Source organism: Streptomyces sp. NPDC104381, assembly GCF_055583745.1.
This window is the reverse complement of the sequence record NZ_JBVJNK010000005.1, coordinates 239,207-260,554: the sequence shown is the minus strand read 5'-3', so window position 1 is coordinate 260,554 and position 21,348 is coordinate 239,207. Positions and strand designations below refer to the sequence as shown.

Below are 21,348 nucleotides of genomic sequence, written 5' to 3'. Positions count from 1 at the left end.
GGCCCGGCCGAGTGCCGGGCCTCAGTCACATATGCTTCCAGCCGATACGGCCGTGGCTGTCCCGTGCCGTCCTTCAACTAGGGGGTGGAGCGTGGCCGACTCGCCGTTGGGCACCTCTGCGCGTGTGCACCGGTCCGGCGTGGTCCCGGAGCAGCAGAGGGGGCTGTCCGGTACGGACGTGTCCGTCTGGGACGTCGACGCGGTCCTGCTCCTGGTGGAGGACGACGCCGGGGACGCGCTCCTGGTCGAGGAGATGCTCACCGACAGCGAGCTGGACGCCCCGCTCACGTGGTGCAAGACGATGGCGGAGGCGCGGCGCTTCCTGCTGGACTGCCGTACGCCGGTCTGTGTCCTGCTGGATCTGCATCTGCCCGATGTGAACGGCCTCGACGCCGTGCGTCAGCTCGTCGGCTCGGCCCCTGACGCGGCCGTGATCGTGCTGACGGGGCTGGCCGAGTCGGAGACCGGTCTGTCGGCGGTGGCGCAGGGCGCGCAGGACTATCTCGTCAAGGGCCGGATCGATCCCGAGGTGCTGGGCCGCGCGGTCCGCTACGCCCTCCAGCGCAAGCACGCCGAGCGTTCGGCGGCCGCGATGCGCACCAGCCGTCTGATCGCCCAGGAGAACGCCCGCCTGGAGCGCGCGCTGCTGCCGATCCCGCTGCTGCTGGACGACAGCTTCCAGGTCGCCGCACGCTACGAGGCCGGGCGCGCGCACGGCCTGCTGAGCGGCGACTTCTACGACGTGGTGCAGACCGCCGACGGCGCGGTGCACGCGGTGATCGGCGATGTGTCGGGGCACGGCGCCGCGGAGGCGGCCCTGGGGGTCTGTCTCCGGGTCGCCTGGCGCACCGCGGTCCTGACCGGTGTCACCCAGCTGGAGAAGATCGGTCTGCTGGAGGGGATTCTCGTCGCCGAGCGGTCCGATCCGCATGTGTTCGCCACCCTGACCTCGCTCGTGTTCCCGCCGGGCCGGGACAGGGTGCTCGTGGCGCGGGCCGGGCATCCTGGGCTGCTGGTGCGGCGCGGCACGGAGGTCGCCTGGGTGGAGCCCGACACGGGCATGGCGCTCGGTCTGCTGCCCGGCGCGGGCCGCTGGACGATCACGGAGCTGGAGCTCTTCCCCGACAGCGAGCTCGTCCTGTTCACCGACGGCCTGTTCGAGGGGCGTACGGGCCCCAAGTCCAGGCTGGGCGAGGACGGTCTGCTGGGCGTGGCCGGCAAGTACGGCGCGCTGGAACCCGCCGCGTTCGTCGACGCGCTGGTCGCCGAGGCCACCGAGAGCGCCTCCCCGTACGGTGGACTGGCGGACGACGTCGCCGTTCTGCATCTGGGCTGGAAGGCAGGTACATGAGCACGGAGGAACCGGCGGCCTCACCGCCCGGACCGATAGCCCGGCTGTCGGTGCAGAACTGGGTGCATCTGATCCTGGCCGGCTTCGTGCTGGTGGTGTGCGGATGCCTCGTCGTGGGAGGGCTCGTCCTCTCCCGGATCTCCGACCGGACCACGGAGCTGGTGGACCGCATCCAGCCCGCCCGCTCGGCGTCCTTCCAGTTGCAGAACGCGCTCCTCGACCAGGAGACCGGGGTACGCGGTTACGCGCTCACCGGTGACCCCTCGTTCCTGGAGCCCTACGAGCAAGGCATGCGGGCCGAGAAGGAGCGGCTGGCCCGGGTGCGCTCGCTGACCGGGGGCGAGCAGCCGTTCGCCGACGACCTGGACCGGCTCGCGGAGTCCGCCCAGCAGTGGCGGACCCTGCGGGCCGAGCCGCTGATCGCGGCGGTGCGCGCGACCGGACCCGCCGGCGCGTCCTCGGCCCCGATCGCGCGGAGCAAGGCGGAGTTCGACGCGCTGCGCGCTCTGTACACCGCCCAGCAGGAGCACCTGGACGAGGCGCGTGACACCGCTCGCGCCGAGCTGTCCGACGCGCGCACCACCCGCGACCGTGCGCTGATCGCCCTCATCCTCGGCTTCGTCCTGGCCGTCGTGTCGCTGAGTCTGCTGCTGCACCGCATGGTGGGCCGTCCCCTGGCCGCGCTGACCGCGGCCTCGGGCAGGGTGCGGCAGGGCTCCTTCGACAGCAGGATCGAGGTCCACGGGCCTTCCGACGTCAGAGCGGTGGCCGCCGCGGCCGAGGACATGCGCCGGCGCCTGGCCGTCGAGCTGGCCGAGTCCCAGGAGCGGGAGACGCTCCTGGCCGAGCAGACCGCGGAGCTGCGCCGCTCCAACTCCGAGCTGGAGCAGTTCGCCTACGTGGCCTCGCACGACCTCCAGGAGCCGCTGCGGAAGGTGGCGTCCTTCTGCCAGCTGCTGGAGAAGCGCTACAGCGCGGAGCTGGACGACCGCGGACGGCAGTACATCGACTTCGCGGTCGACGGCGCCAAGCGGATGCAGGTGCTCATCAACGACCTGCTGACCTTCTCCCGGGTCGGCCGGGTGCAGCAGAGCTGGAAACCGGTCGACCTCGAAGCGGCGCTGGACCGGGCCCTGTCCAACCTCACCCTGATCGTCGAGGAGTCCGGAGCCGTCGTCGTACGCGAGGACGCGCTGCCCGAGCTGCTCGGCGACTCGACGTCGCTCACCATGGTGTGGCAGAACCTGATCGGGAACGCGGTCAAGTTCCGGCGGCGCGACGTGCCGTGCCGGATCACCGTCGGGTGTGTCCGGGAGGGCGACGACTGGCATCTCACGGTCGCCGACAACGGCATCGGCATCGCGCCGGAGTTCGCGGACAAGGTGTTCGTGATCTTCCAGCGTCTGCACGCCCGTGACGAGTACGAGGGGACCGGGATCGGGCTCTCCCTCTGCCGCAAGATCATCGAGTTCCACGGTGGCCGGATCTGGCTGGACCCCGAGCCGGCCGAGGGCACACTGATCCACTTCACCCTGCCCGTCCTCCCCGAGGCACCCACACACACCACGGCGGAGCTCCTCGCCCCCGCCGCCCTCACCCCCCGGTCGGGAGACCCCCTGTGAACGACGCCGTCAAGCCCATCGAGGTCCTGCTCGTCGAGGACGATCCCGGCGACGAGCTGATGACCCGTGAGGCGTTCGAGGACAACAAGATCCGCAACACCCTCCACGTGGTCCGCGACGGGCAGGAGGCGCTGGACTTCCTCTACCGCCAGGGCGAGTACCCGGACGCGCCGCGTCCGGATCTGGTCCTCCTCGACCTGAACCTGCCGAGGTACGACGGCCGGCAGGTGCTGGAGCGCATCAAGACGGACCCGGAGCTGGCACTGATCCCGGTGGTGGTCCTCACCACGTCCTCCGCCGAGGAGGACATCCTGCGGAGCTACAAGCTGCACGCCAACGCCTATGTCACCAAGCCGGTCGACCTGGAGCAGTTCATCGGTGCGGTGCGCCAGATCGACGACTTCTTCGTCAGCGTGGTCCGGCTCCCTCCGCGTCCGTAAGATCTGCAGAGATCTCCCGGAGTGGGATCTCTCGACGCGGGTAGACGAACGGCGAGAAGAGGTCGACGACCTCCCCTGCGGCGCCCCTGGCTGGAGTACATGAACGAACAGGCCACCTCACGGCCGGACGATCCCCTGCAGGGGCCCCCGTCCACCGAGGTTCTGCTCACCGCCGAGGTGTTCGACGGCGAGCCCGGATGCATCGCGCAGGCCCGCGCGCTGGCCGAGCGTTTCCTGGCGCGGCTCGTGGCGGAGTGGCTCGCCGTCCTGGGCGAGCACACCCGCAGCGATCTGATGCTGGCGGTCAGCGAGCTCATCACCAACGCGGACCGCTACAGCCACGGTCCGTACATGCTGGAGCTCGAGGGCGACGCCCGGCGGATCAGTGTCACCGTGTACGACAGCAGCACGGCGCTCCCCGTGCTCTACTCCCCCGACCCGTCCCGCCTCGGCGGTCACGGGATGGAGATCGTGGTCGCGCTCTGCGACCGGCTCACGGCCGAGCGCGTGCCCGTCGGCAAGCGCATCCGCGCCGAGTTCATGCTCAGCACCTGATCGGCCCGGCGCCGGCCTCCGGCCCGTCACGTCCTCGGACACCCGGCGCGTCGGGACGGCGGCGGTGCGTCACCTCTCCGGCGAACTTCTGAGCCTTCGGGCGAGGAGGACTACCGTCAGGAGGAGGACCCTGAAGGGATGGACGTACTACCGGAGCAGTACGCCGAATCGCCGCCTCAGGGACGACGACGCGGCGGCTCCGACGGGACATCGTGGTGTACATGAGTTCCCTCGCGCTTTCCGTGCTGCTGTCACTGGTCTCCGCGGTCGCCTACGCGGCCGGGGCGATCGTCCAGGAGCGCGTGGCCGCGTCCGGTGACAGCCGCCCTTACGCACCGCTGCGCAACGGCGCCTGGTGGGTGGCTGTGGCCCTCAACGGCGTGGGAGCGGTCCTCCACGTCGTGGCGCTCGCGTACGGGCCTCTCAGCCTCGTACAGCCCCTCGGGGCGCTGACGATCGTCTTCGCCCTGCCGATGGCGGCGCTCTTCGTGGGCCGCAGGGCGGGGCGTACGGCCTGGCGCGGTGCGCTGATGGCCACGGTCGGCCTCGCCGGGCTGCTGGCCCTCACTGGGAGCGCGGGGTCCCACACGCTGGCCGGGCCGGAACAGCTCCTGCTCGCGGCCGTGACCGCCGGTGCCGTGGTGGCCGTCCTGCTGCTCGCCAAGGGGCTGCACCGGCCGATGCCGCGCAGCGTGGTGCTGGCCACCGGCGCGGGTGTCGCCTTCGGCATGGCGTCGGTGTTCACCAAGACCGTGGCCGTGGAGTGGACCTCCGGCTCGGTGACGTCCGGGCTGCCGACGCTCCTGGTGATCGCGGCGCTGGCGGCGGCCGGGCTGCTGCTCTCCCAGGCGGCGTACCGGGGGGCCGGTCTGGCGGCGCCGCTGGCGACGGTCACGGTGGTCAATCCGGTGGTGGCGGCCGCCGTGGGTCTCACGATGTTCGGGGAGCAGTTCCGCCACGGCATGACGGGCACCCTGCTCGCCCTCGCCTGCGGGGCGCTGGCGGCGGCCGGTCTGGTGCTGCTGACCACGCAGCGCGTGGGGGCGGAGCGGGTGGAGTCCGAGCGTGCGGAGTCCGAGCGGGTTGAGTCCGGGGAGCGTACGCCGGAGCGGCACACGGGTGGTCCGGACGTGCCCCGGCAGGTGGCGCTGCCCGAGCCGGCGAAACCCGCGGGGGTACAGGGCACGGCGGTGCTGCCGGCCCCCTTTCCGGGGCCCGCCGCGCTCTCCCTGCCGCTGACCCTCCCGTTGGACCACGGCGGCGGGCGCGTGGAGTTCGGCGGCAAGCAGCCCGCCCGCCGGGGTGACTTAGAGGACCTGGCCGGGACGGTTCAGACGCTGACGCCGCCGGCCCTGAGGTAGGCCAGGGGGTCGATGTCGGATCCGTAGCCGGGGCCGGTGCGGATCTCGAAGTGCAGGTGCGGGCCGGTGCTGTTGCCGGTGGATCCGGAGCGCGCGATCCGCTGGCCGCTGCCGACCTGCTGGCCCTCGCGCACATGGAGCGAGGAGAGGTGGGCGTACTGGCTGTACCTGCCGTCGCCGTGCCGGATGACGACCTCGTAGCCGTACGCGCCCGCCCAGCCGGCCGAGACGACCTTCCCGGACGCCACGGCCTTCACGGAGGTGCCGGTGGGTACGGGGAAGTCGACGCCCGTGTGGTAGCCGCTGGACCAGGAACCGGCCTGGTGGTACGGGGTTCCGGTGCGGGCGGACACGGGGGCGGTGAGGGCGGACCGCGGCTTGGACGCCTTCTTGGCGGGGGCCGCGGGCTGCTTCGCCTTCGGCTTGGGGGCGGCCTTCGGGGCCGCCTTCTCCGTGGCCTTCGGGGTGGCGGTCTTCGCGGGCGCGGCCTTCCCCGTGGTCTTCGGTGCCGTGGCCCTGGGGGCGGTCTTCTGCTTCGGGGCGGTCGTCGGCGCTCCGGCCACGTCGAGGGTCAGCCGCTGTCCGGGGAGGATGAGGTCGGGGTCGGCGCCCACCACGGTGCGGTTGGCGGCGTACAGCCGCTGCCAGCCGCCCTGGACCCGCTCGGTCGACGCGATGCCGGAGAGGGAGTCGCCCCGTGCGACGGTGTACGACTCGCGTGGGCCGGGCACCGCGGTCGGGGAGGTCTTCGCCGCCACCGCGTCCCGGGCCTTCGTGGCGGCCGTGCTTCCGGTGGCCGCGCTCCTGGCGGGGCGGGCCTCCGCCGCCTTGTGCTGAGGGGCGTTCGGGGTGGTGGCGGCGGGTGCGTCGCCGCCCTGCTTCAGTCCGGCGCGTACGGAGCACGTCGGCCAGGCGCCCGGGCCCTGCCCGTCGAGGACCTTCTCGGCGACGGCTATCTGCTGGTCCCTGGTCGCCAGATCGGCCCGTGCGGCGTAGGCCGTGCCACCGTAGGCGTCCCAGGTCGAGCGGGTGAACTGCAGTCCCCCGTAGTAGCCGTTGCCGGTGTTGATGTGCCAGTTGCCCGTCGACTCGCAGGCGGCGACCTTCTCCCACACATCGGTCGAGGCGGCCCCTGCCGAGGCCGCCGTGAGCAGCGGGAGCGCGATCCCCGCGCCTCCCGCCGTCACCGTGAGCGAGGCACGGTTGATCCGGCTGGGCTGGTATCTGCGGTGCCGTCCGTTCGCGGCCATGATCAGGCTCCCCCACTGGCAGTAGGACACGTCGCAAGCGGCCAACTTATGGGCCTACGAAGGCCGGTGACAAGGGAACAGCTGCCACCGGCCTCCCACGCGCACCGGCGCACCACCCCGTCCGGCAGGACGGCCACCCGCCACCTGACCTCTTCGAGCACCCTGGGAGAGCGCTCTATCCCCGCCTCTTCCTGATGCTATAAAGGCCCTCATGACGGAACCCCGATCACCCGGCGCGGCGCCCACCCTGGAGGACGTGGCGCGGGCGGCCGGTGTCTCGCGCGCGACGGTCTCGCGGGTCATCAACGGGGTGCGCAACGTCGACCCCGCCATCCAGGAGGCCGTGCGGCAGGCGGTGTCGGTCACCGGTTACACACCCAACCGCGCGGCCCGCTCCCTGGTCACCCGGCGTACGGACGCCCTGGCCCTGGTGGTGTCGGGCGCGGGGGGCGAGCCGGACGGGGAGGGGCCCGCCGAGGAGGGGTCCTTCACGGCCCAGGTCTTCGCCGACCCGTTCTTCGGCCGGGTGGTGACCGGCATCGTCAACTACCTGCGGCCGCGCGGGATGCATCCGGTGCTGATGTTCGCCGAGACCTCCCGGGCCCGGGACGAGGTGCTGGCGTATCTGCGTCAGGGCAGTGCCGACGGGGCGCTGATCGTGTCGACCCACGCGCGGGATCCGCTGCCGGGGCTCATCACGGAGGCCGGGCTGCCCGCGGTGCTGTACGCACGCCCGGCCCGGCCGACCCGGATCAGCTACGTCGACCTGGCCCACCGGGACGGCGCCCGGCTGGCCGCAGAGCATCTGCTGGCCCGTGGCTGCCGCCGGATCGCCACCATCACCGGGCCGCTGGACATACCGGCGGCGCAGGAGAGGCTCGCGGGGTTCCGGGACACGATGGCACAGCACGGCCGTGCCGGCGCCCCGGTCGCCGAGGGACTGTTCACCCAGGAGAGCGGCGAGGCCGCGATGGAACGGCTGCTGGCCGAACACCCGGGGCTGGACGGGGTGTTCGCGGCGAACGACCTGATGGCGACGGGCGCGTGCCATGTGCTGCGGGAGCACGGGAAGCGGGTGCCCGAGGATGTCGCGGTGATCGGCTTCGACGACAGCAGCGCCGCCTCGGCCTGCCGCCCGCCTCTCACCACGGTGCGGCAGCCGGTGGAGGACATGGCGGCGGAGATGGCCGGCCTGCTGCTGGACCGGCTCGCCGCACCGGACAGGCCGGCGACCTCGGTGATCTTCGAACCGGTGCTGGTCGTCAGGGATTCCGCCTAGCACGCCCGGCCCGGGGTCTTCGCGCTGACGCGTGGCGGGGCTCGGCGCGAGCGGCCGGGAGGTCCTCCGGCGCTGCCGCCACCCTGCCGCTCAGCCCGCCGCCGTCCTGCTGCGGCCCGGTGTCACCCGGTCCGGGGCCGGCGCCACGCTCCGGAGGGGCTGGGGCACGGGGCGGGTGCCGCCGCGGGCCAGGAAGTCGGACAGGGGCAGGGTCGCCGCGCCCACCGTGACCGCGTCCGGGCCGAGGTGGCCCAGGTCGATCGTCGTACGGGCCACGGCGTGTTCGAGGGCGTACTCCCGGGCGTACCGGCGGATCTCCGGGAGGAGGTGGGGGCCGATGAGCAGACCCGCCCAGCCGCCGAGCAGGATGCGTTCGGGCAGGAAGAGGTTGACCAGGTCGGCCAGGGCCGCGCCCAGGCACTCCGCCGTCTCGTCCAGGATCGAGACCGCGACCGGGTCCGGGGCAGGGCCGCCGGGTCCCGGGTAGGCGGCCTCCAGGAGTGCGGCGAGTGCCGTCTCGTCGTCGGCGTCCAGGGGGAGCGGGCCTCCGGCCTCCTGCCAGCGCTCCCGCATGGCCTCCGCACCGGCGTAGGCCTCCAGGCAGCCTATGGAGCCGCATCGGCACCGGCGGCCCCGCAGCTGCACCGTGGTGTGGCCCCACTCCAGGGCCGCGTTCGAGAGGTCCTCGTCGAGGATGTCCCCCCGGCTGACGCTGGCGCCGACCCCTGAGCCGATCAGGGCGACGGCGGCCGCGCCGGCACCGCGGCCGCCGCCGAACCACATCTCGGCCTGTCCCAGCGTCTTCGCGCCGTTGTCGATGAAGAACGGCACCTCCGGCGGCACGTCCACCACCTCACGGAGCAGCCGTTCGAAGGGGACCGCGCTCCATCCGATGGTCTGGCCGTGCACGACCGCGCCGGGGCCGCCCGCGGGCTCCGGGGCGTCGCGTTCGATGATCCCGGGCACCCCGATGCCGATGCCGAGCAGCATGCGGGGGTCGGCGCCGGCGTCCCGCAGGACGTCGGACACCCCCGACCTGACATGGCCGACGATGCGCTCGACGTCGTATCCGTGCTGGGCCAGCAGGCGGTCGGTACGGGCGAGTTCCGTCAGTGAGAGGTCGAAGAGCTCGACGCGCACCCGGGTCTCGCCGATGTCGATCCCCACGAACAGGCCGCCACCCGGTGCGATCCTCAGCAGCGTGCGGGGGCGCCCGCCGTCGGAGTCGACGACGCCGGCCTCCTCCAGGAGCCCCTCGGAGGCCAGCTCGGCGACCACGTTACTGATGGATCCCGAACTCAGCCCGGTCGCGGGGCCCAGCTCCTGACGGCTCAGCGGGCCGTCGAAATACAACCGTTGCAATACCCGCGCCCGATTGCCCCTTCGCAGGTCACGCACGGTCCGTCTGCTGCGCTCAGCCATGTTGCTCCCTTCGTCCCGGCAACATACCCCGGTCCGGGCTCTTGACGCGCACTTTCTTCAGCTCTTAAATCACATCTTAAATTAAGAGCGGAAGGGTCGTTCGGATCCCGAACCCGCACCCTCCCCGGAAAGGGGCCACCTTTCATGCGCCACCTCAGAGCCGCAGCAGCCGTCACCCTCGCCATATCCGTCGCCGCCGGAGTCACCGGCTGCGGGGGCGGGACCTCGTCGGCCGGCGGCAGCAACGAGTCGCCGAAGACCCTGACGTACTGGGCGTCCAACCAGGGACCGAGCGTCGAGGCCGACAAGAAGATCCTCACTCCCGAGCTGAAGAAGTTCGAGAAGGAGACGGGGATCAAGGTGAAGCTGGAGGTCGTCCCCTGGGCCGACCTGCTGAACCGCATCCTCGCCGCCACCACGTCGGGTCAGGGCCCGGACGTGCTGAACATCGGCAACACCTGGTCGGCGTCGCTCCAGGCCACCGGGGCGCTGCTTCCCTGGGACGACAAGAACTTCGAGGCGATCGGCGGCCGGGACCGCTTCATCGACTCGGCGGTCGCCTCGGCCGGCAAGGAGGGCGAGCCCCCGGCGGCGGTGCCGCTCTACTCGCTGTCGTACGCCCTCTACTACAACAAGAAGATGTTCGCCGACGCGGGCATCACCACCCCGCCGGCCACCTGGGACCAGCTCGTCGCGGACGGCAAGAAGCTGTCCAAGGACGGCAAGTGGGCCCTGGGCGCCGAGGGGTCCAACCTCTCCAACAACATCCACCAGACGTTCGTCCTGGGACAGCAGCACGGCGCGGACTTCTTCGACAAGGACGGCAAGGCGGACTTCACCTCCGACGGCGCCGTCAGCGCCGTGAAGCAGTACGTCGACTTCATGGCGAAGGACAAGATCATCGCCCCGGGCAACGCGGAGTACGCCCAGAACCAGTCGCTGACGGACTTCGCCAAGGGCCGGACCGCCATGGTCCTGTGGCAGGCCGCCGCCACCACCTTCGCCTCGCAGGGCATGAAGCCGGAGGAGTGGGGCGTGGCTCCCGTCCCCGTGCCGGCCGGTGCGCCGGGCGCGGGCAAGCAGACCAACTCCATGGTGGCCGGCATCAACATGGCGGTCTTCAAGAACACCAAGAACATCGACGGTGCGAAGAAGTTCGTCAAGTTCATGACGAGCGACGAGGAGCAGAAGATCCTCTGCAAGACCTACGGGTCGATCCCGCCCGTCAAGGCCGCCCAGTCGGATCCCGCGTTCGCCGCGCCGGAGCTGAAGGTCCTGCGCGACACCCTCGCCACCAGCGCCGCCCCGCTCCCCCAGGTGCCGAACGAGTCGCAGTTCGAGACGGCCGTGGGCACCGCGGTCAAGGAGCTGTTCGCGGACGCCGCGGCCGGCAAGCCCGTCACCACCGAAACAGTCAAGGCGCGCCTCGAAAAGGCCCAGCAGACGATGCAGCAGTGAGGCTCTCTCCATGACCGCCACCGTGACCACCGACCCCGGGCCCGCCACGTCGGCCGGGGGTACGAGCCGGGGCAGCGGGGGTGCGCGCCGCAGGATGCCGCGCATCCCCGAGCGGATCCGCCAAGGCGGGCTCCCCTACCTCCTGCTCCTCCCCGCAGTCCTCCTCGAACTGCTCATCCATCTGATCCCGATGATCGTCGGCATCGTGATGAGCTTCCGTCAGCTCACCCAGTTCTTCATCAACAACTGGAGCGCCGCGCCCTGGAGCGGCCTGGACAACTACAGGCTCTCCGTCGACTTCGACGCGCCGATCGGCGAGGCCCTCCTCCACTCCTTCTTCGTCACCTGTGTCTTCACGTTCTTCGCCGTCGGTCTCGCGTGGCTCCTCGGGGTCGCCGCGGCGATCATGCTCCAGGAGAGCTTCCGGGGCCGCGGCATCCTGCGGACGATCTTCCTCGTCCCGTACGCCCTGCCGGTCTACGCGGCGGTCATCACCTGGGCGTTCATGTTCCAGCGGGACAACGGGCTGGTGAACCACGTCCTCCACGACCAGCTGGGACTGACCGACCAGCCGTCCTTCTGGCTGATCGGCGACAACAGCATCTACGCGCTGATCATCGTCTCGGTCTGGAAGGGCTGGCCCTTCGCCTTCCTCATGCTGATGGCCGCGCTGCAGAACATCCCGCGCGAGCTGTACGAGGCCGCCTCGATCGACGGCGCCGGGATCTGGCAGCAGATCCGCAAGATCACGCTGCCTTCACTGCGCCCCGTCAACCAGGTGCTGGTGCTCGTGCTCTTCCTGTGGACGTTCAACGACTTCAACACGCCGTACGTGCTGTTCGGGAAGTCGGCTCCCGCGAGCGCCGACCTCATCTCGATCCACATCTACCAGTCGTCGTTCGTCACCTGGAACTTCGGCACCGGCTCGGCGATGTCCGTGCTGCTGCTGCTCTTCCTCCTGGCCGTGACGGCCGTCTACCTGTTCCTCACCTCACGCGGAAGGAAGGCTTCCCGTGCCTAGCCGCGCCGCCCGCCGGTCCCCCATGGCCGCGCCGCAGTCGTTCCTCTGGACCCGCCGCGTCGTCCTGACCCTGCTCACGGGCTTCGTCCTGCTGCCGGTCTACGTGATGATCAGCAGCTCGCTGAAGCCGCTCCAGGAGGTGTCGGGGAAGTTCCGGTGGATCCCGCACGGACTGACCGTGCAGCCGTACTTCGACATCTGGGAGACGGTCCCGCTCGCCAAGTACTTCGTGAACTCGCTGATCGTGGCCGGCTCCGCGACCGTCCTCTCCGTGGTGATCGCGGTGTTCTCGGCCTATGCCGTGAGCCGCTACAGCTTCCGCGGCAAGCGCGTCTTCACCGTCACGGTGCTCTCCACTCAGATGTTCCCGGGGATCCTCTTCCTCCTCCCGCTGTTCCTCATCTTCGTCAACATCGGCAACAGCACCGGCCTGGCGCTCTACGGCTCGCGGGGCGGGCTGATCCTCACGTACCTGACGTTCTCGCTGCCCTTCTCCATCTGGATGCTGATCGGCTACTTCGACTCCATCCCGAGGGACCTGGACGAGGCCGCCATGGTGGACGGCTGCGGCCCGATCCGCGCCCTCTTCCGGGTGGTCGTGCCGGCCGCCGTGCCGGGCATCGTCGCCGTCTCCGTGTACGCGTTCATGACGGCGTGGGGCGAGGTGCTGTTCGCCTCCGTCATGACCAACGACGCCACCCGCACCCTCGCGGTGGGCCTCCAGGGCTACTCCACGCTGAACGACGTGTACTGGAACCAGGTCATGGCGGCCTCGCTCGTCGTCAGCCTGCCCGTCGTCGTCGGGTTCCTGCTGCTGCAGCGCTACCTCGTCGCCGGGCTCACCGCGGGGGCCGTCAAGTGACCGATCCGGAAAGGCAGTCGGTGAACGATCTCAGCGCTCTCCCGGACGACTTCACCTGGGGTGTGGCGACGGCCGCGTACCAGATCGAGGGTGCCGTGGCCGAGGACGGCCGCTCCCCCTCGATCTGGGACACCTTCTCCCACACCCCGGGCGCCGTCGACAACGGCGACACCGGCGACGTGGCCTGCGACCACTACCACCGGGTCCCCGAGGACATCGGCCTGATCAAGCAGCTCGGGGCGGGCGCCTACCGGTTCTCGGTGGCCTGGCCCCGGGTCGTCCCCGGGGGCGACGGCCCGGTGAACAAGGCCGGTCTCGACTTCTACGACCGCCTCGTGGACGGGCTCCTGGAGGCCGGGATCACCCCGTTCGCCACGCTCTACCACTGGGACCTGCCGCAGGTGCTCCAGGACCGGGGCGGCTGGACCGTCCGCGAGACCGCCGAGCACTTCGCGGCGTACGCCTCCGTCGTCGTCGAACGCCTCGGCGACCGGGTCAAGGACTGGGCGACGCTCAACGAGCCGCTCTGCTCGGCGTGGATCGGCCATCTGGAGGGGCGGATGGCTCCTGGTCTGACCGATCTGACCGCCGCCGTCCGCGCCTCGTACCACCTCCACCTCGGCCACGGTCTGGCCGTACGGGCGATCCGCGCACTGGTCCCGGACGCCCGGGTCGGCATCGTGAACAACCTCAGCCCGATCGAGCCGGCGAGCCAGAGCCCGGCCGACCTCGCCGCCGCCGCACGGGCCGACGGCCACATCAACCGGTGGTGGCTGGACCCCATCCACGGCCGTGGCTACCCGCAGGACATGCTCGACCTCTACGGAGTCGGACTTCCCCTGCGCCCGGGCGACCTGGAGACCATCGCGGCGCCACTCGACTGGATCGGGCTGAACTACTACTTCCGCCAGATCGTCACCGACGACCCGGACGGTCCCGTCCCCCACGCCCGGCAGGTACAACTGCCCGGTTCCCGGCGGACCGCCATGGACTGGGAGGTCCACTCCGAGGGCCTGGAGCAGCTGCTGCTCCGCCTCACCGAGGAGTACGGCGCCCGGCGGATCCATGTCACCGAGAACGGCTCGGCCTACCGGGACGTCGTCGGCCCCGACGGCTCGGTGCACGATCCCGAACGCACCCGGTACCTGGAGGAGCACCTGGCCGCCTGCGCCCGCGCCGTGGGCAGGGGCGCGCCACTGGCCGGCTACTTCGCCTGGTCGCTCCTGGACAACTTCGAATGGGCGTACGGCTACGACAAGCGTTTCGGCCTGGTCCACGTCGACTACGAGACGCAGCGCCGCACGGTCAAGACGAGCGGGCGGCGGTACGCGGAGCTGATCCGCGCGTTCTCGGGCGGCAGGCCCCGCACGGCGGCCTGAGCCCTTTCCCCGGGCGACGGCCCGAACCCCCGGCCCGGCGGCCCCACCTGCCGGTGTCCGGGGGTGCTTGTCGTTCGGCACACCGCAGGTGGGCGATCGGACGTGGGAGGTCCGGCGCTTATGCTCGCCGTATGGAGCAGAGCGAAGTCCTCAAGCGAGTGATCGGCATCCTCACGGAGGCGGGCGAGATACAGCGCCATGCCGAGGGGGACGCCGGCGGCGTCGACCCGGACGCCGGCGAGAGCATGGTGACGACCCTCCTCAACGAGACGATGCCGCACATCGCCATCCCCTCCGACGCGACCGTGGAGGAGATGGCCGCTCTGGTGGGGCGCGAGGTCGGCGGTGCCGTCGAACAACTGGTCGGAGCGTTCACCCTCGCCTTCATCGCGCTCGCCCAGATCCACGACTCCGGACAGGAGGACGTGACTTCGGCCGATGTGCTCCAGGATCTGGCGCTGCGGGCCGAGGAGCTGAGCACGGGTGACGAGGGCCCCGAGGAACCTCTCTAGGGGCCGGCAGGAATCTCGCCGTGAACGGGTCCGCGGCGGGCCACGGGGTTCCGTGGCCCGCCGCGGACTGTCCGGCCGCACCGACGGCGGGGAGTGGGACGGTGCGGCGGGTTCTGCGGGCGGTCAGCTCCGGTAGACGCCGAACTCGTAGAGCGAGTAGCCCCAGGGGGTGCCGCGCACGCTGGTGTTCACCCGTACGTAGCGCGCCTCACCTGCGACGTCGATGTCGTCGATGCCGCCGTTGCCCTCGGTGACGGTGTGGACGGTGGTCCAGTTCTGGCCGTCGTCCGAGGTCTGCAGGGTGTACCCCTTGGCGTACGCGGTCTCCCACGCGAGCTGCACATGGTCGAACGCGGTCCTCGCCCCGAGGTCGACCTGGATCCACTGCTGGTCGGCCCAGTCGCTGGCCCAACGGGTGTCGTAGGACCCGTCGACCGCGTTGCCCGCGGGGCAGGGGCAGCCGGTGCTGTCCGGCTGGAAGGTGGACGCGGTGGCCGGCTTGCCCGCCGCCAGGTTCGTGCCGCCGACCTCGGGCGGGACGACCTTGAAGGACTTCGTCTCGATGCCGACGTTGCCCTTGCCGTCCGAGGTCTTGATGTAGACCTTCCACACACCGAGGCGGTCGGGAGCGGTGACCTCGAAGGTACCGTCGCCCTTGTCCGTGAACCGCGCGTCGTTGAGCTGTCCGCTGTCGTCCACGTACTTGCTGCCGAGCAGCACCTGGTGGGTGAGCGGGTCACCGTCGGGGTCGGAGATCGAGGCCTTGACCGTGAAGGGCTTGCCGGCCTGGACGGCCGAGGAGTTCTCCACCGTCATGCCGCTGATCACGGGCGGCGTGTTGTCGCCCGAGGTGTCGGCTCCGTACGCCTGCTTCACCGCGTAGTACGAGAGCCGCTTCTGGCCTGCCGGGAGCAGGTTGAACCAGACCCCGCCGAAGTCGTACTCGGTGCCGTAGTGGAACAGGGTCGCGCCCAGCGCCACTCCGGAGTGGTCGGTGATGCACTGCCACGCCTTGCCGTAACCCGCCGCCTTGGCCACGTCGGTCGGCTCGTCCGGTACGCCGTTGGCGTCGTCGGGCACCTCCCACTCACCGGCGGGGCCGCCCTCGGTCACGATGTACGGCTTGTCGAAGCCCCCGTCCTCCCAGTACTTCTGGATGTCGCAGACGGCTCCGTACGAGTTCACCGCGTACAGGTCGAGGTCCGGGGCGTTCTTCTTGTAGTACGGCCATGCCCCGGTCCACGCGTCGGTCGAGGTGACCGGGTGGTCGGGGTCGACCGCGTGGATCTTCTTGGCGATGTCGTTGACGAACGTCGTGTACGCGTCCCGCTGCTGTTCGAGGGCGTCGCCGCTGTAGCAGTTCTGGAGGCCGAGCACGGACTCGTTGCCCACGTTCCACATGAGGACGCCCGGGTGGTCCTTGTAGGTCTCCACCCACTTGGGGAACTCGGCGAGCATGTCGTTCTTGTAGCCGGTGTCCGTCAGGTAGTTGACGCACCCACCGCTGCCCGGGCCGCCGCCCGGCTGGAGCCAGAAGCCGGCGACGACCTTGATGCCGTTGTCGGCCGCGCTGTCCAGCAGCGGCTTCGTGGTGGCGTCGGTGCCCCAGGTCCGGATGGTGTTGACGCCCATCGACCTGACGTCCGGCATGTACGTCCCGGCGTCGGCGACGGCCGGGCCCCAGGTCAGGCCCTTCACCGTGTACGGCGCACCGTCGACGGTCAGCTTCCAGGCGCCCTGCGATCCCTCGACCTTCACCACGCTGCCGGCCGCCTGCGCGGCGGGCACGGGCAGGGCGGCGGCTCCCGCGGCGACGAGGGCGGCGACGGCGAGACGTGCCGTCGTACGCCGTCGGCCGCGGGCCGTGGGGGTGAGACGTGACCATTTCATGAGGAGACAGCTCCTAGTGGGGGGAGAGGGATGGGAGAGCGCTCTCCCTCATGGGCGCGGTGCACCCATGAGGGAGAGGCGGTGCGATCAGGGAAGTTCGTAGTTCTCGTCCAGGGCGGCCCCCTCACCGGGGTTGTTCTGGTCGTAGCCCCGGGCGTCGCACTGCAGGCCGCCCACGATGCAGTGGCCGACCATCGCGTCCAGGGTCGCGTCGTCCCAGGCGTTGAAGAAGTCGTAGTGGAAGGAGTGGCCCGTGCCGCTGGCCAGCCTCACCTGCGACATGTCACCGTTGACGGGCCAGGCCATCTTGAACTCGATCATCGGCAGGGCGACGGGGTGACTGGCCGGGCAGACGTCCTGGTTGGCGCCCATCACGACCGGATAGGCCATGTGGGCCTGGTGGTCCGGGGTGTCAAGGTGCTGACCGTCCCAGCAACTGGGCGCCTGCATACGGAGGTTGAGCTGGGTGTCCTGGCTGGTGGGGCAGGTGGCCGGGAACTCGTAGTTGTGGTAGCTCTCGCCGCACTCGTACCCCTCGACCATGCCGGGGTGGTTGCGGAACTCCTCGGCGGTCTGCATCGGACTGCCGACGACGAAGCGCAGCCCCTTGGGGAACGGCCGTACGGTCCGGTAGTCGGTGACACCCGCCTTGTAGTAGATGGTCTGCGGACCGACCGGGCGCACCTCCTGATCGCCGTTGTAGAGGGTCGGCATCCAGTACGCGGACAGGTCACCGGGCGCCTTGCACGCCGTGCCGCCCTCGCCCAGCGAGGCGGTGGTGCTGTTCTCGTCCGTGGTGTCGTTGCCCATGAACGTGTGGTTGTGGGACTTGCCGGTCTGCCCCGGGTAGACGATCGGGTCGACCGAACCGGTGTGGTTGACCGAGCAGTTCGCCTGGAACTCGTGGAAGTACCGGTGGGGCGGGATCTCGGTGGACGGCTCCACCCCGGTGACCGGCGGGTTCGCCGGAATGTACCCGTCGCCGTCGGGATCGTCACCCGACGGGACGGGGTCGGCCGCCGCCATCGCGTGCCCCTGCATGACGTGGGACGCCGCGGCCGGGTCACCGGCGCTCCTCGGAGCCGCCTCGGCCGCCGGGGCGCCGGCGCGGGTGATCGCGGTGAACCCCATGACGACCAGGGCCAGTGCGGTGACCATGACGAGGGCGGACACCAGGGTGGTTCTGCTGATTCTTTCGGCCATGCGGACCTCCATGCCGCTCTGCGTCCGCGCACATCGGGTGCGCGGTGGGGGGAGAGTGGAGCTGGATGGTGCGTCGTACGGAAACTCTGGGAGAGCGCTCTCCCAGGGCGGTGCCAGTGTTACGCCGTGGCTGAGAACATGTCAATAGTTCGTGAACCATGCGCGGTGCAAAGGAAGTTGGACACGGGCTGCGGGCGCGGCGCGGTCCGGGGGTGCGGGGGACGCGCGGGGCCGACTGGGCCCGGGGGCGACATCGCGGGGCGCGGCGCGGACCGGGGCGGACGGAGCCCGGGGCGGCATCGCGGGGGGCGTGGCCGGAGCGAGCGGGCGGCGGGTGCGCGTCGGAGGTCCGGTCGCCCCGGCCGGGGGGAGCGCCCGGAGGAAGGTGCCGGCGCCCGGTGACGGGGAGGCCGCAGGGCTGCCACCCGCACGGCAGGGCAGCGGGAGCGTCCGAACGGCGCGCCGCACCCGGATGAGCCGTCGAAGTCCGTCGGGGTCTGTCGGGACGGGGTGACCCGCCGGAGCCCGTACGGTCGGGATGAGCCGTCGAGCCCGTGCGCACGGCTGCGGGCCGGGGCACGGGCCGGGTACGGCCGAGGTCTGCTGCGACAGGGGGCCACCCTGCTGCCGCAGCAGACCGGTCACTACCGCCGGGCCCGCGAAGACCCGGCGGAGCCGTGCGTCAGGCCGTGTGGAGGGTCAGCCCGTAACGGTTGAGGATCTCGTTGATGGGCTGGTGCCAGGTCTCACCGCCGCTGCTGCAGTTGCCCCAGCCTCCCGAGGTGACGCCCTGCGCCTGGTCGCCGCTGATGAACGAGCCGCCGGAGTCGCCGCCTTCGGCGCAGACGCTGGTCTTGGTCATCTGGTGGACGGCGCCCTGGCTGTAGTTGACGGTCTCGTTCTTGGCGAGCACGTTGCCGCAGTGCCAGTGGGTGGTCGAGCCGGACCGGCAGATCGACGCGCCGATCGGGGCCTCGTTGGAGCCGCGGACCAGCTGGTCGGAGACGGTGCCCCAGCCGAGGACCACCGGGACGGTCCACCAGCCGCTGCCCACGTTCACCCAGGCGTAGTCGTTGTCGGGAAAGGAGGAACCCTGGAAGTTGCCGATGGCCGAGCCGTCCCAGCCCCTGACCGCTCCGCCCGCCTGGCCGCAGTGGCCGGCCGTGACGAAGCCACCGTGAACCGAGAAGCCTATGGAACACCGGACGTTGCCGGTGTAGTACGGGTCGCCGCCCACGGTTCCGGCGGCGAAGGTCTGCGGGGCCTCGGCGGTCTGCTCCACCGTGACGGGACCCGCCTTACGGGCCTTCGCGACGAAGGCACGGACATCGTTGTCACCCTGCCCGGAGGCGACGACGTTCACCACGACGCTGTTGGCCTCGGGGTCGACGTGCCAGCTGCTGACGCCGCTGGGTGCGGACAGGGCGTCCAGCTTGCTCTTCACGGCGTCGAGCTCGCGCGCCGTGTGGTTCACGACCCGGACGTCCGCCCCGGCAGCCCGGACGGCACCGGACTTGGCGCTGTCCGTGACGGCGACCGTGAGCCGGCCGCTGTCCGCGTCGTACCAGGAGCCGCCGAACGCCGTCCCGGCCGCGCTGCGCGCCGGGCCCTCGACGGCCGTCGCCGCCTTCTCGGCGGTGAGCCTGGCCTCCGCCTGGCTCTTCGTCAGCCCGAGGTCGCGCTGCATGGCCGTGAGGATGCCGGCCGATGCCTGGGGCTCGGAGGTGGAACGGGTGTCGGCGGCGGAGGCCTGGGTCAGGCCGGCGGTCGCCCAGGTGCCGATGATGAGCAGTGCGGAGAGACCGGTCCGCACCATCGTCGTCTGTCTCAAGGGAGTGCCCCTTCTGTTGTTCCAGCTTCGTGGGGGTGGAACAGGAAGCATCCGAGAGCCGTCTGAGAGCGCTCTCAGAAGTGCCGCTACGGACTGTAGTCCAGTTCGACGGGCAGGTCCATGCCAATGACAGACCGGGCGGACGCGTCTGTGGGACCACCCCTCGGCCATGCGACCAGCCGTGCGGTCAGGGGGTGAGCAGAGGAAGTCCCGCGTCGCGCCAGGGCGCCCGGAACGCGTCCCACCGGCCGCCGCCGTCCTCCGGCACGGTGTCCCAGATCCGTACGGCGCCGGAGGTGACCGGCGGCCAGCCGGGGTCACCCGAGGTGGCGAAATCCGCCCATGCCCGCGTCATGCGCTCGGCCAGGGCGAGGTCGGCGGCGGCGGGAGGCCCTCCGATGAGGAAGTGGACGCTCTCGTCCTCGACGGTGCCGAAGGCGAACGGGATGTCGGCGCAGTGCCAGGCCCTGACCGGCCTCCCCCGGCCGTCGCGCTGCCGGACGAAGCGGGAGAGGTGGGTGCGGCCCCCCGCTCGGGCGTGGGACTCCGCCAGCCTGCTGCTGTACTCGCCGAACAGCAGGTCCCCGTACACGGCCAGACAGAGGTCGTGCACGGACGCTTCGGGCATCAGCGAGCGGTAGGCGTCCAGCAGGGTTCCCGGGAGCCGGTGGTCCGAGGCGAACGTGGCGAGCCGCTGCTCCGTGGTGACGCGTGCGCAGCTGCCCACGGCGTCCAGCAGCCGGTACTCCTCGATGGTGTGGCAGACCATCAGGTCCACCCCGCGAGCCGCTCCCCCGGCACACGCCGTGAGGGGGTCGGTGGGCAGTCCGGCCACGCCCGCCACGGGCCCGTAGATCGCCGGGTCGTAGTGGCGCGGCCCCGAGGCAGGGTCGCGCCGGTAGCTCTCGGCCACCCGGTCGGAGGCGTCGACGAGGGTCCCCGGGGAGGCCGACGCCAGCCCCGCGTACGTGGCGGGCACGCCGGCCGCCGCGGCGACCTCCGCCGTGGTGCGGGCGGCGGGCCCCGGGGTGGCGCAGGCGTTCACGGCGCTGTGCGCGATGGCACGGCGGAAGAGACCGCGGGCCGCGTCCATCACCGCCAGGCAGGCGACCGAGGTCGCGCCGGAGGACTGCCCGGCCACGGTGACGCGGCCGGGGTCGCCGCCGAACGCGGCGATGTTGTCCCGCACCCAGCGCAGCGCGGCGATCTGGTCGAGCAACCCCCGGTTGTCGGGGCAGGGTTCCTCGCCACGGGTGGGCGGGACATGGCCGAACCCCTCGAAGCCGAGCCGGTAGTTGAGGGTGACGACCACGAGTCCGTGCCGGGCCGGCGCCGTACCGTCGAAGTCCGGCTGGGCGGAGGAGCCGAAGACGTAGGCGCCGCCGTGGATCCAGACGAGCACGGGCAGCCCGTCACCGACGCCACCCGGGGTCCAGATGTTGAGGCTGAGGATGTCCTCGTCGCCCGGTGACCAGACGGGCGATCCGGGCAGCTCGGCCGACTGCGGGGCGACGGGCCCGAAGGCGGTGCACTCCCTCACCCCGTCCCAGGGTGCGGCGGGGCGCGGGGCCCTGAATCTCCCGGCACCGAACGGCGGTGCCGCATAGGGGATTCCGCGCAGCTCGACGACTCCCGGATCGCGGACGGACCTCCGCCCGCCGACCACTCCGGCCTCCGTCGTGAACGTCTGCATCGCTTCTCCCCCGTCCGGCCCCTGGCGAGGGCGCCCTGGTGGGCCCTCGGTATGCCCCCTGGGGAAGCCTCGCACCGCCCCGGTGGCCCCGGCCAACACCTGCCGGGCCCCGATCCACACGCCCGCGATGTGAATCGACCGGCAGGCAACCCGTCCGCGAGGTGAATCAGTCGGGCGATCCTCGGCCTGTCGGTCCCGTGCCGCACCCGGGAGCGCCGA

17 protein-coding genes are annotated in these 21,348 nt (G+C 71.3%); 11 read left to right on the top strand and 6 right to left on the bottom strand.

All coding sequences use genetic code 11. The features are described from left to right. Window positions 1–91: 91 nt before the first annotated feature. The 5 genes from ACZ607_RS18905 to ACZ607_RS18885 all read left to right on the top strand — a co-directional run bounded on the left by ACZ607_RS18905 (window position 92) and on the right by ACZ607_RS18885 (window position 5,329). Complete coding sequence (locus ACZ607_RS18905) at window positions 92–1,351, top strand: PP2C family protein-serine/threonine phosphatase (protein WP_469735914.1); 1,260 nt, start codon at window positions 92–94, stop codon at window positions 1,349–1,351. Next, window positions 1,348–2,973, top strand: a complete 1,626-nt coding sequence (locus ACZ607_RS18900) for a sensor histidine kinase (RefSeq protein WP_469735912.1) — start codon at window positions 1,348–1,350, stop codon at window positions 2,971–2,973. Before ACZ607_RS18905 ends, ACZ607_RS18900 begins: the two co-directional genes overlap by 4 nt. Continuing rightward, window positions 2,970–3,413 carry a response regulator gene (locus ACZ607_RS18895; RefSeq protein WP_469735910.1) on the top strand — a complete coding sequence of 148 codons (444 nt, stop codon included), beginning with the start codon at window positions 2,970–2,972 and terminating at the stop codon, window positions 3,411–3,413. The genes ACZ607_RS18900 and ACZ607_RS18895 overlap by 4 nt, the downstream gene beginning before the upstream one ends. A gap of 99 nt (window positions 3,414–3,512) precedes the next feature. Continuing rightward, complete coding sequence (locus ACZ607_RS18890) at window positions 3,513–3,968, top strand: ATP-binding protein (protein ID WP_469735908.1); 456 nt, start codon at window positions 3,513–3,515, stop codon at window positions 3,966–3,968. Between the two features lie 221 nt (window positions 3,969–4,189). After that, entirely contained in the window at window positions 4,190–5,329 is a 1,140-nt protein-coding gene (locus ACZ607_RS18885; RefSeq protein ID WP_469735906.1) for a DMT family transporter, read from the top strand. On the opposite strand, the gene ACZ607_RS18880 is transcribed toward ACZ607_RS18885, so the two are convergent. Beyond that, window positions 5,299–6,579: a transglycosylase family protein gene (locus ACZ607_RS18880; RefSeq protein WP_469735904.1), complete on the bottom strand. Its 1,281-nt coding sequence runs from the start codon at window positions 6,577–6,579 to the stop codon at window positions 5,299–5,301. The genes ACZ607_RS18885 and ACZ607_RS18880 overlap by 31 nt on opposite strands. 211 nt (window positions 6,580–6,790) lie before the next feature. Between ACZ607_RS18880 and ACZ607_RS18875 the strand changes: the two genes are divergently transcribed. Further along, the gene (locus ACZ607_RS18875; protein WP_469735902.1) at window positions 6,791–7,858 is read left to right on the top strand and encodes a LacI family DNA-binding transcriptional regulator; all 1,068 of its coding nucleotides are present in this window, start codon (window positions 6,791–6,793) and stop codon (window positions 7,856–7,858) included. 90 nt (window positions 7,859–7,948) lie between these two features. Here the strand turns inward: ACZ607_RS18875 and ACZ607_RS18870 are convergent, their stop codons facing one another. After that, the gene (locus ACZ607_RS18870) at window positions 7,949–9,280 is read right to left on the bottom strand and encodes an ROK family transcriptional regulator (RefSeq protein WP_469735899.1); all 1,332 of its coding nucleotides are present in this window, start codon (window positions 9,278–9,280) and stop codon (window positions 7,949–7,951) included. Between the two features lie 144 nt (window positions 9,281–9,424). On the opposite strand from ACZ607_RS18870, the gene ACZ607_RS18865 reads away from it, so the two are divergent. From ACZ607_RS18865 to ACZ607_RS18845, 5 genes are all read left to right on the top strand, one after another. Continuing rightward, window positions 9,425–10,738: an ABC transporter substrate-binding protein gene (locus ACZ607_RS18865; protein WP_469735897.1), complete on the top strand. Its 1,314-nt coding sequence runs from the start codon at window positions 9,425–9,427 to the stop codon at window positions 10,736–10,738. 10 nt (window positions 10,739–10,748) lie between these two features. Continuing rightward, window positions 10,749–11,759, top strand: coding sequence for a carbohydrate ABC transporter permease (locus ACZ607_RS18860; RefSeq protein ID WP_469735895.1), 1,011 nt, complete (start codon window positions 10,749–10,751; stop codon window positions 11,757–11,759). 22 nt (window positions 11,760–11,781) lie between these two features. After that, the gene (locus ACZ607_RS18855; RefSeq protein ID WP_469736620.1) at window positions 11,782–12,621 is read left to right on the top strand and encodes a carbohydrate ABC transporter permease; all 840 of its coding nucleotides are present in this window, start codon (window positions 11,782–11,784) and stop codon (window positions 12,619–12,621) included. A 20-nt stretch (window positions 12,622–12,641) separates the two neighbouring features. Continuing rightward, entirely contained in the window at window positions 12,642–14,000 is a 1,359-nt protein-coding gene (locus tag ACZ607_RS18850) for a GH1 family beta-glucosidase (protein ID WP_469735893.1), read from the top strand. 131 nt (window positions 14,001–14,131) lie between these two features. Then, a complete protein-coding gene (locus tag ACZ607_RS18845; RefSeq protein ID WP_099175750.1) occupies window positions 14,132–14,512 on the top strand; it encodes a hypothetical protein in 381 nt (126 codons plus the stop codon). Window positions 14,513–14,635: 123 nt separating this feature from the next. Here ACZ607_RS18845 and ACZ607_RS18840 read toward each other — a convergent pair whose 3' ends face one another. The 4 genes from ACZ607_RS18840 to ACZ607_RS18825 all read right to left on the bottom strand — a co-directional run bounded on the left by ACZ607_RS18840 (window position 14,636) and on the right by ACZ607_RS18825 (window position 21,129). Then, window positions 14,636–16,402: a galactose-binding domain-containing protein gene (locus ACZ607_RS18840; protein ID WP_469735891.1), complete on the bottom strand. Its 1,767-nt coding sequence runs from the start codon at window positions 16,400–16,402 to the stop codon at window positions 14,636–14,638. Between the two features lie 87 nt (window positions 16,403–16,489). Then, window positions 16,490–17,605, bottom strand: a complete 1,116-nt coding sequence (locus ACZ607_RS18835) for a DUF1996 domain-containing protein (protein WP_469735889.1) — start codon at window positions 17,603–17,605, stop codon at window positions 16,490–16,492. A 682-nt stretch (window positions 17,606–18,287) separates the two neighbouring features. After that, window positions 18,288–19,421, bottom strand: a complete 1,134-nt coding sequence (locus ACZ607_RS18830) for a S1 family peptidase (RefSeq protein ID WP_469736618.1) — start codon at window positions 19,419–19,421, stop codon at window positions 18,288–18,290. A gap of 202 nt (window positions 19,422–19,623) precedes the next feature. After that, a complete protein-coding gene (locus ACZ607_RS18825; protein ID WP_469735887.1) occupies window positions 19,624–21,129 on the bottom strand; it encodes a carboxylesterase/lipase family protein in 1,506 nt (501 codons plus the stop codon). Window positions 21,130–21,348 lie beyond the last annotated feature (219 nt).

What these genes read in the sequence shown, in the direction of transcription:
- ACZ607_RS18900 (WP_469735912.1), top strand. Translation starts at nt 1,348, where the DNA reads ATGAGCACGGAGGAACCGGCGGCCTCACCGCCCGGACCGATAGCCCGG.
- ACZ607_RS18890 (WP_469735908.1), top strand. Translation starts at nt 3,513, where the DNA reads ATGAACGAACAGGCCACCTCACGGCCGGACGATCCCCTGCAGGGGCCC.
- ACZ607_RS18885 (WP_469735906.1), top strand. Translation starts at nt 4,190, where the DNA reads ATGAGTTCCCTCGCGCTTTCCGTGCTGCTGTCACTGGTCTCCGCGGTC.
- ACZ607_RS18880 (WP_469735904.1), bottom strand. Translation starts at nt 6,579, where the DNA reads ATGGCCGCGAACGGACGGCACCGCAGATACCAGCCCAGCCGGATCAAC.
- ACZ607_RS18875 (WP_469735902.1), top strand. Translation starts at nt 6,791, where the DNA reads ATGACGGAACCCCGATCACCCGGCGCGGCGCCCACCCTGGAGGACGTG.
- ACZ607_RS18870 (WP_469735899.1), bottom strand. Translation starts at nt 9,280, where the DNA reads ATGGCTGAGCGCAGCAGACGGACCGTGCGTGACCTGCGAAGGGGCAAT.
- ACZ607_RS18865 (WP_469735897.1), top strand. Translation starts at nt 9,425, where the DNA reads ATGCGCCACCTCAGAGCCGCAGCAGCCGTCACCCTCGCCATATCCGTC.
- ACZ607_RS18860 (WP_469735895.1), top strand. Translation starts at nt 10,749, where the DNA reads ATGACCGCCACCGTGACCACCGACCCCGGGCCCGCCACGTCGGCCGGG.
- ACZ607_RS18855 (WP_469736620.1), top strand. Translation starts at nt 11,782, where the DNA reads ATGGCCGCGCCGCAGTCGTTCCTCTGGACCCGCCGCGTCGTCCTGACC.
- ACZ607_RS18845 (WP_099175750.1), top strand. Translation starts at nt 14,132, where the DNA reads ATGGAGCAGAGCGAAGTCCTCAAGCGAGTGATCGGCATCCTCACGGAG.
- ACZ607_RS18840 (WP_469735891.1), bottom strand. Translation starts at nt 16,402, where the DNA reads ATGAAATGGTCACGTCTCACCCCCACGGCCCGCGGCCGACGGCGTACG.
- ACZ607_RS18835 (WP_469735889.1), bottom strand. Translation starts at nt 17,605, where the DNA reads ATGGCCGAAAGAATCAGCAGAACCACCCTGGTGTCCGCCCTCGTCATG.
- ACZ607_RS18830 (WP_469736618.1), bottom strand. Translation starts at nt 19,421, where the DNA reads ATGGTGCGGACCGGTCTCTCCGCACTGCTCATCATCGGCACCTGGGCG.
- ACZ607_RS18825 (WP_469735887.1), bottom strand. Translation starts at nt 21,129, where the DNA reads ATGCAGACGTTCACGACGGAGGCCGGAGTGGTCGGCGGGCGGAGGTCC.